At 44.7% G+C, this 6,779-nt stretch carries 9 protein-coding genes; 7 read left to right on the top strand and 2 right to left on the bottom strand.

Annotation, left to right across the window (positions count from 1 at the left end; genetic code table 11):
* Positions 1-120 precede the first annotated feature (120 nt).
* Entirely contained in the window at positions 121-384 is a 264-nt protein-coding gene (locus tag DKW60_RS18145) for a hypothetical protein (protein WP_109839083.1), read from the top strand.
* A 116-nt stretch (positions 385-500) separates the two neighbouring features.
* Positions 501-1,856 carry a Fic family protein gene (locus DKW60_RS18140; protein WP_109839082.1) on the top strand — a complete coding sequence of 452 codons (1,356 nt, stop codon included), beginning with the start codon at positions 501-503 and terminating at the stop codon, positions 1,854-1,856.
* Positions 1,857-1,870: 14 nt separating this feature from the next.
* Here the strand turns inward: DKW60_RS18140 and DKW60_RS18135 are convergent, their stop codons facing one another.
* Positions 1,871-2,764: a LysR substrate-binding domain-containing protein gene (locus tag DKW60_RS18135; protein WP_109839081.1), complete on the bottom strand. Its 894-nt coding sequence runs from the start codon at positions 2,762-2,764 to the stop codon at positions 1,871-1,873.
* A 95-nt stretch (positions 2,765-2,859) separates the two neighbouring features.
* Here DKW60_RS18135 and DKW60_RS23785 point away from each other — a divergent pair, with 95 nt between their 5' ends.
* The 4 genes from DKW60_RS23785 to DKW60_RS18120 all read left to right on the top strand — a co-directional run bounded on the left by DKW60_RS23785 (position 2,860) and on the right by DKW60_RS18120 (position 4,898).
* Entirely contained in the window at positions 2,860-3,012 is a 153-nt protein-coding gene (locus DKW60_RS23785) for a hypothetical protein (protein WP_181389777.1), read from the top strand.
* A gap of 146 nt (positions 3,013-3,158) precedes the next feature.
* Positions 3,159-3,734: a 2-hydroxychromene-2-carboxylate isomerase gene (locus DKW60_RS18130; protein ID WP_109839080.1), complete on the top strand. Its 576-nt coding sequence runs from the start codon at positions 3,159-3,161 to the stop codon at positions 3,732-3,734.
* A gap of 104 nt (positions 3,735-3,838) precedes the next feature.
* Entirely contained in the window at positions 3,839-4,471 is a 633-nt protein-coding gene (locus DKW60_RS18125) for a DUF2239 family protein (RefSeq protein ID WP_109839079.1), read from the top strand.
* Between the two features lie 163 nt (positions 4,472-4,634).
* The gene (locus tag DKW60_RS18120) at positions 4,635-4,898 is read left to right on the top strand and encodes a LysM peptidoglycan-binding domain-containing protein (protein ID WP_109839078.1); all 264 of its coding nucleotides are present in this window, start codon (positions 4,635-4,637) and stop codon (positions 4,896-4,898) included.
* Positions 4,899-5,010: 112 nt separating this feature from the next.
* On the opposite strand, the gene DKW60_RS18115 is transcribed toward DKW60_RS18120, so the two are convergent.
* Positions 5,011-5,334: a BrnA antitoxin family protein gene (locus DKW60_RS18115; protein WP_109839077.1), complete on the bottom strand. Its 324-nt coding sequence runs from the start codon at positions 5,332-5,334 to the stop codon at positions 5,011-5,013.
* Positions 5,335-5,414: 80 nt separating this feature from the next.
* On the opposite strand from DKW60_RS18115, the gene DKW60_RS18110 reads away from it, so the two are divergent.
* Positions 5,415-6,605, top strand: a complete 1,191-nt coding sequence (locus tag DKW60_RS18110) for an ATP-binding protein (RefSeq protein ID WP_109839076.1) — start codon at positions 5,415-5,417, stop codon at positions 6,603-6,605.
* Positions 6,606-6,779 lie beyond the last annotated feature (174 nt).

The raw sequence follows: 6,779 nt of genomic DNA, 5'->3' as shown, positions 1-6,779 counted from the left end.
TCTTAATCTGATGTTTAAGAGTTTACATTAGATATCCATCAGAGCTAAATTTTTAGACTACTAGAGGCAATTCACTACTTCATTCTTTGGTTAACTATTGATGTTGTGATCTTCTTCAATATGTTCTCAATTAAAGAGGTCAGTATTGATGAGGAGAAGAAGCAGATTCATGTGTCTAATTTTAAGGAAACAAAGGTGTATTCGTTTTCGGATGTCGAGTATGTTTCCGGATCACGTTTTGCCATTCCAGAGCAAGTGTGGTTCAGAACCAAGGATAAGAAGATTACCGTTTTTATGCCGAAAGTGCGCTTTTCTGTCTTTCAGTTTTACCGTCACCCGATGGTTGAGGAGCTTGCTGATTTGTGTGGACTTGAGGATTGGTAGATCTCAAGTAATGATATAAAAACATAACCGTATTTAGTCGTTGGATAAAATGTTACAAAGGCCGGTTTTCTGTGTAAACTTAAAAACATAAATTTACGTTTTAGGCTAACCAGATCATGGCAAGAATAAGAAAACCAAAAGATTTTGAAACCCTGCTGGAAAGCTCCGATATCACCCAAATCACCCCGCTACTGGGTAAATACGGCGCGACTGACTCCAAAGGGAGATACCTGCACTGGGATAAATTTCGCTGGCGTGTGGAAAAAGAGGTGGGTGATGAAGAAGCATGGTTAGCCACTAAAATTGCCCGCAAAGCGATTACAAAACTTATTCCCGAGCTTAAAGCGTATAAGGACTCAGATAGTTTCAGTTATTGCATCCCTGATTCCCTGTTCGCGCAGTTGCACCATATTGATAAAATCACCGGGGGCGGTCATGCGCTGGGTGATGCACCGTTTATTTCAGCGGGTGAAAAAGGGCGTTATCTGGTTAAAAGTTTGATGATGGAAGAGGCGATTACCTCCTCGCAATTGGAAGGCGCGTCCACCACCCGTAAGGTGGCGAAGGAGATGCTCAAAACTAATCGTGCACCATCCAACAAATCGGAACAGATGATTTACAACAACTATCTGCTGTTGAAAAAAGCGGTGGAGCGCAAGGACGAAGCGTTAACCATTGATCTGATTTTGGAGCTGCATGAGATCGCGACGTATCAAGCGATTGAGAATGATGCGGTACCGGGCGAGTTTCGTACCGATGATGATATTACCGTCAAAAATCTTTATAACGAAGTCGCACACGAGCCGCCACCTCATGAAAGTATTCACGAGCGCCTGTTGGCTCTGTGTGAGTTTGCCAATGCAGACAGTGATGGCGGTAAAACGGATCAGTTTATTCACCCCTTGGTGAAAGCCATAATCCTGCATTTTATGATTGGTTTTATTCATCCGTTTGGTGATGGAAACGGGCGTACCGCTCGGGCATTGTTTTACTGGTTTATGCTGCGTTCCGGCTATTGGCTATTTGAGTTTGTGTCGATTAGTAAGCTGATTCAGGAGAAGCGGACGGATTACGATACGGCCTATATTTACACGGAGACGGATGAGTTTGACCTGACTTATTTCATCTACAATCAGGTCGGCGTGGTGACCAAAGCGGTCGATGCACTGCATGAGCATATCGAGAAAAAGAAGCGTGAGTTCTACGAGTTTATGGAGTGGATTGAAAACAGTCCGGTGTCCAAAGTATTAAAGCAGGGACAGCTGGAAGTGCTGAAGGATGCGGTGAAACATCCCGGTAAAATATTCACCACCAAACAGGTCAGCTTGGAGTTTAATATTAATGAAAATACGGCGCGCGCTTACCTGAATAAACTGGTTGAAGAAGACTTGCTGATGGCAACTAAGAGCAAAAAAGGCAAAGGGATTTTATACCTTGCACCGGCGGATTTACGGTCACGCCTTCAGTTGTAGTTGCAGTATCAGTATCAGGTATTAATCTGCTGAGCCAGCCAATCCCGGAAACTATTGAGTGATGGCAGGTCTCTGGCAGATTCTGGTGAAACAAGGTAATAGCCCTTATTGCCTTGCAGCACATGATCACAGGCAATCGCCAGGCGTCCGGACTCAATGTCTTGCTGGATGAATTTTTTATCAATCAGCCCGATCTCTTCGCCGGATTGAATCGCTTCAATCATTTGTGCTGCGTTTTGTACCTGTAAGTTTACGGTTTTAGCCGCTGCGTTTTTTACTGAGGCAGACTCAAACCACTCCGCCCACATGCCAGGAACGGATGCGTTCTGAATCAATGTGTTGTCCATCACCTCTGCGGGAGTGAGTAGGCCATCGTTTTTCTTAATCAGGCCGGGGTGACAGACCGCCACTATCTCATAGCCAAACAGTTTGAGAATCTCCACCTCAGACCAGTTACCGTCGCCAATCCTTATGGAGGCGTCAAAAGGATCACTCTTAAAATCCACCAAATCAGTCGTCACGATGACGGACAAGTTGATATCCGGGTAGTTGGCATAAAAGTCCTTGAGGCGTGGCAGCAGCCAGCCTGTGGCGACCACCGGTGCGACTGATATTGTCAGTGTGTTGTCTTCTAAACCGCGTAGAGCTTTACGACTGGCCTCGTGAAGCTGCTTCATGGGCGCTCGAATATCCGCAAATAATTGCGCACCCCTAGAGGTCAGGCGCACACCTTTATCCAGCCGGTCAAACAGCGGGTAGCCTAGTACTTTTTCCAGATTCCGTATCTGATGACTCACCGCAGAAGGCGTCACATACAAGGACTCTGCCGCATCCTGAAAGCTCAGGTGTTCGGCGGCTGAGGCGAAAGTATTGAGGTTGTTGAGTGGCAGCCGATATTGCATGCACATGAGGATATCTCATGTGGCGAGCGAGATTAAGTCCTTTGTATCAGAATCTTTTCAAACCTATGATTTATCCATACAGCAATTAGCGAGGTTACAAAATGGCTAAGTCAACACACACGGAATCAGCGATTAAGCACACAAACAGTGGCTCTATTGACTACAACTACTATACAAATCGTGCTCATGATATTCGCGGTGGTGAAGTGATGAAGTCAATGAAAAGCCTGTTCTCAGGTAAGAAAAATTCATGAGTCGTTATGTTGCCATTAAAGGGCACCGCTTATGAAACAGGATCAACTTCTCTCTCCTACATGGTCCTGATTTGGGGTGGTGCAGTGATTACTGTGCCACTCCTAATCGATTGTTATACTCCTTACCTCACACACGAGGCTATAACATGAAAACTGTCGATTATTACTTCTGCTTAAACTCTCCTTGGTCATTATTTGCATCCAAGCAACTGATTAAATTACTACCCACCTTAGACATCCAGCTTAATCTCAAGCCATTGAATATTGGTGAGTTGTTTACGGCTATCAACTTCCCGCCAGTCCCAGAGCGTCCGCAGTATATGCAGGACTACCGCATCGTTGAATTGACGCGTTGGAGTAAGCGCTTAGCGATTCCGATTAATCTGGCGCCGGCGCATTTCCCTTCAAATGAAGTCGGCGCTATAGCCTTAGTGCTAGCGGCTGAGCAAGCCGATGGTTCTGGTCTGAAAGTTGCGGCTGATCTGAGTCACGAGCTGTGGAATCAAGACGCTAATATTGCTGACATCGATTATTTAGCGGAGCAGGCGACAAAATTAGGTCTGTTGGAAGCCGTTGATCCTGAGAAGTGCGCTGAGATTATGTCGGCCAACACCAAGGAATTACTGGAGCGCGGTGGCTTTGGTGTACCGACATTCATCGTTGATGATGAAGTGATTTGGGGACAAGACCGGATTGATTTCTTGGTTGAAGCGGTCAGCTAAAACAAGATTTAAATCAAGATAAAATATTATTACCCAGATAATAATAGATATTTTATTTTTATCTGGGTAATATTCGTATCTCACAATGACTGAGAGACGAAATCATGTCTGTCCAATACATCGCAGTACATCATAAAAAACTACTGGCACAAGGTTCTCTTGAAACGCTGGTCAACACTGTTAAAGCTATTTCAAACGATATCGAACCGCTGGTGTTTGCATTGGGTTCTTTTAAGCGAATTGAGATTAACTGGCATGGGGACGCCGCTAGCGTTTTAGCAGGCTTACCTCAGCTGGGTGATAGTGACTCTGCTTCTACCGAGACCTCTGCTGCCACCGCCGAAACCACTCAAGAACCATTCGCCCCCAAAAAGCGTGGTCGCCCAAAACTAGGGGTAACCTCCAAAGAAGTAACCTTGCTACCCAGACATTGGGAATGGCTGGCCTCACAGCGTGGTGGTGCCTCTGTAACGCTGCGACGACTCATTGACGAAGCGCGTAAAAATCCCACCATCGAAGAAGTGATCTCGCTTAAACAGCAGCGACTCGACGGTTTTATGGGCTTATTGTTTGGTGATGAAGCGGGCTATGAAGAAGCCAGCCGAGCACTGTTTCGCAATAGCCGGGTGAGTTTTGAAGCAGCCATTGCAGGTTGGCCGGATGACTTAACTGTTTTTGTGCAAGAGGCATTTGATGAGATTGCCGCACTCCATAATGGGGAGATTGAGAAGCATTAATTCAAGTGTGAAAATTGATCTTTACGACTTCTTTACGCGTTCATGACACACGTTTACGTTTAGATACTGCACACTTAATCCATCGATCGAGCAGCGATGTTCATCGACTTTTCGTTTTAATTGATAAAAATACTTCTCATATTTAGTAAAAAAGGAAATAGTCATGAAAACAGTAAACACAGTAGTGATATCAGCACTTTTAGCAGTCGGTCTTGCCGGTAACGCAATGGCAGCGCCGAACCACCACGGCGAAGATAAAGTCGTGAAAAAAGCACCTGCTAAGGTTTACCGCGTACGTCCGGGTGATAACTTGTACCGCATCGCTGCCCGTAACCACGTTTCTGTTGATAAGCTGATTAAAATCAATGGATTATGGGGTAAGAAAGCAAGCAACCTGAAGGTTGGTATGGTACTTCGTTTGGCTTAATGGATTGACCCTGTTCGAAAGTCTGAGTGTAATTGCTCAGGAATGACCGTGTAAAAGGCTGGCGTTGCAATTGTAGTGTCGGCCTTTTTTGGTTTTTGAATTGGTGATTGTTTTAAGCGGCACTTTCTAATGCTCGTTTCATCGCCTCACGTAGCTCACGGTTCAGACGAGTTTGATAACCACTCCCACCGGATTTTAACCATGCCAAAACATCAGCATCAATACGTACAGTGACCTGCTTCTTGATGGGCTTATAGAACTTTCCAACCTCAGCAACTTTCCAGTCATCATCGGTGGTTTTAGGGATATCGCTGTAGTCTATTTCCTCATCCGGCATAGCGGCTAATGCATCTAGCTCGGCTTGCTGATCTGCTGTGAGTTCTGGTGGATTACCAGCATCGATAGAGTACTTAATGGTTTTTGTTTGCTTGCTCATAACGTCTCTTCTCCTTTCCTCATGACTAAATATTGTAAAATGAATTTTACAATTATTGCTGATAATTGTATTGTGTATTTATGATTTCTTTAGTCCTAAAACAAGCATCAGCCTTTATTCTCGCCAGAAAACTACCAAAGTATCGGCGTTTCCTACATCAGAAAATTGACTTTACAGAGTCTTTAATCGGCATTAAAGGTGCACGTGGTTGTGGTAAAACCACATTGTTATTACAGCACGCTCAGCAATGTGAACTTCAGCCAAGCCAGATTCTTTATGTAGCCTGTGACCATCCTGCAATGGTTGATGTCAGCCTGTATGACTTATCGCAAACATTCTATCAGGAAGGTGGGCGTTTATTGCTATTGGATGAGATACATAAGGCCAAGGGCTTTGCCATACATCTAAAAGCGATTCGGGATACCTTTGATATCAAAGTGATTTTCTCAGGCTCTTCAGCCCTGAGAATTGAGCATGAATTAGCGGATTTATCACGTCGTGCCGTGGTATATGAAATGCCCGTTTTGTCGTTGCGGGAGTTCATGGAGATTGAAACAGGCGAGTCCTTTGAGGTTTATGCACTGCCGGATATTCTGGAGAATCATGTCAATATTGCTACAGATATCATGCAAAAGGTTAGACCCATTGAGCAGTATCAAAAATATCTGCAATACGGTGCTTATCCGTTTTACAAGGAGTCACTTGATAACTACACGCTGAAATTGCTTGAGGTAATTAATCTGACTATCGATTCCGATTTGTGCGGAATCTACAATATTGATCCGCCTAAGCTGGATAAGCTTAAAAAAGTACTCTACATGCTTTGTAGCACTAATCCGGTTGAATTGAATATTTCAAAACTGAGCGCTGCCGTTGGCACATCACGCCCGACATTGATGAAATATCTGGAACGTATGGCAGCGGGTAGCCTGATCCATAATATCCGAGGTGGTAGCGGTATGCGTGTGGTGAGTAAGCCAGATAAGATCTTGTTGGATAACCCAAATCTGTTTTTCGCCTTATGTGCATCGCCCAATATTGGCTCGATTCGCGAGTGCTTTTTTGTTTCTCAAATGTCCCATCAACACCAAGTTCATTATCACGACAAAGGCGACTTTATGGTGGATGAGCGTTGGGTGTTTGAAGTGGGTGGGGCTAATAAAACCCTCAAGCAGCTAGCTGGAAATGCCGATGGCTATGCGGCGATTGATGATGTGGTCGTGGGTGATGGCAAAAGAGTGCCGCTTTGGGTGTTTGGGATGGGGTATTGAATCTCCTGAAGATGTCATCTGTCCTCTTCTATAGGGAAGCTCCTAGTCGCAGGATGACGTTATTAGACCGAGTTCGATGTAGTCTAATTTATTAGTTCTGTCCTCAATACTCAAACGGATTTATAGTCTCAACATCGAGTCCCATCAGGTCTAATTAAGCCTCCAATGTTTCTC

It is taken from the genome of Leucothrix pacifica (assembly GCF_003172875.1).
Classification (GTDB): Bacteria; Pseudomonadota; Gammaproteobacteria; order Thiotrichales; family Thiotrichaceae; genus Leucothrix; species Leucothrix pacifica.
This window is presented reverse-complemented; position numbering and strand designations above follow the sequence as displayed.

Excerpts from the sequence above, each read along its gene's own strand:
- DKW60_RS18130 (WP_109839080.1), top strand. The coding sequence starts at position 3,159 with ATGAAAACTGTCGATTATTACTTCTGCTTAAACTCTCCTTGGTCATTA.
- DKW60_RS18120 (WP_109839078.1), top strand. The coding sequence starts at position 4,635 with ATGAAAACAGTAAACACAGTAGTGATATCAGCACTTTTAGCAGTCGGT.
- DKW60_RS18115 (WP_109839077.1), bottom strand. The coding sequence starts at position 5,334 with ATGAGCAAGCAAACAAAAACCATTAAGTACTCTATCGATGCTGGTAAT.
- DKW60_RS18135 (WP_109839081.1), bottom strand. The coding sequence starts at position 2,764 with ATGTGCATGCAATATCGGCTGCCACTCAACAACCTCAATACTTTCGCC.
- DKW60_RS18110 (WP_109839076.1), top strand. The coding sequence starts at position 5,415 with ATGATTTCTTTAGTCCTAAAACAAGCATCAGCCTTTATTCTCGCCAGA.
- DKW60_RS18125 (WP_109839079.1), top strand. The coding sequence starts at position 3,839 with ATGTCTGTCCAATACATCGCAGTACATCATAAAAAACTACTGGCACAA.
- DKW60_RS18140 (WP_109839082.1), top strand. The coding sequence starts at position 501 with ATGGCAAGAATAAGAAAACCAAAAGATTTTGAAACCCTGCTGGAAAGC.
- DKW60_RS23785 (WP_181389777.1), top strand. The coding sequence starts at position 2,860 with ATGGCTAAGTCAACACACACGGAATCAGCGATTAAGCACACAAACAGT.
- DKW60_RS18145 (WP_109839083.1), top strand. The coding sequence starts at position 121 with ATGTTCTCAATTAAAGAGGTCAGTATTGATGAGGAGAAGAAGCAGATT.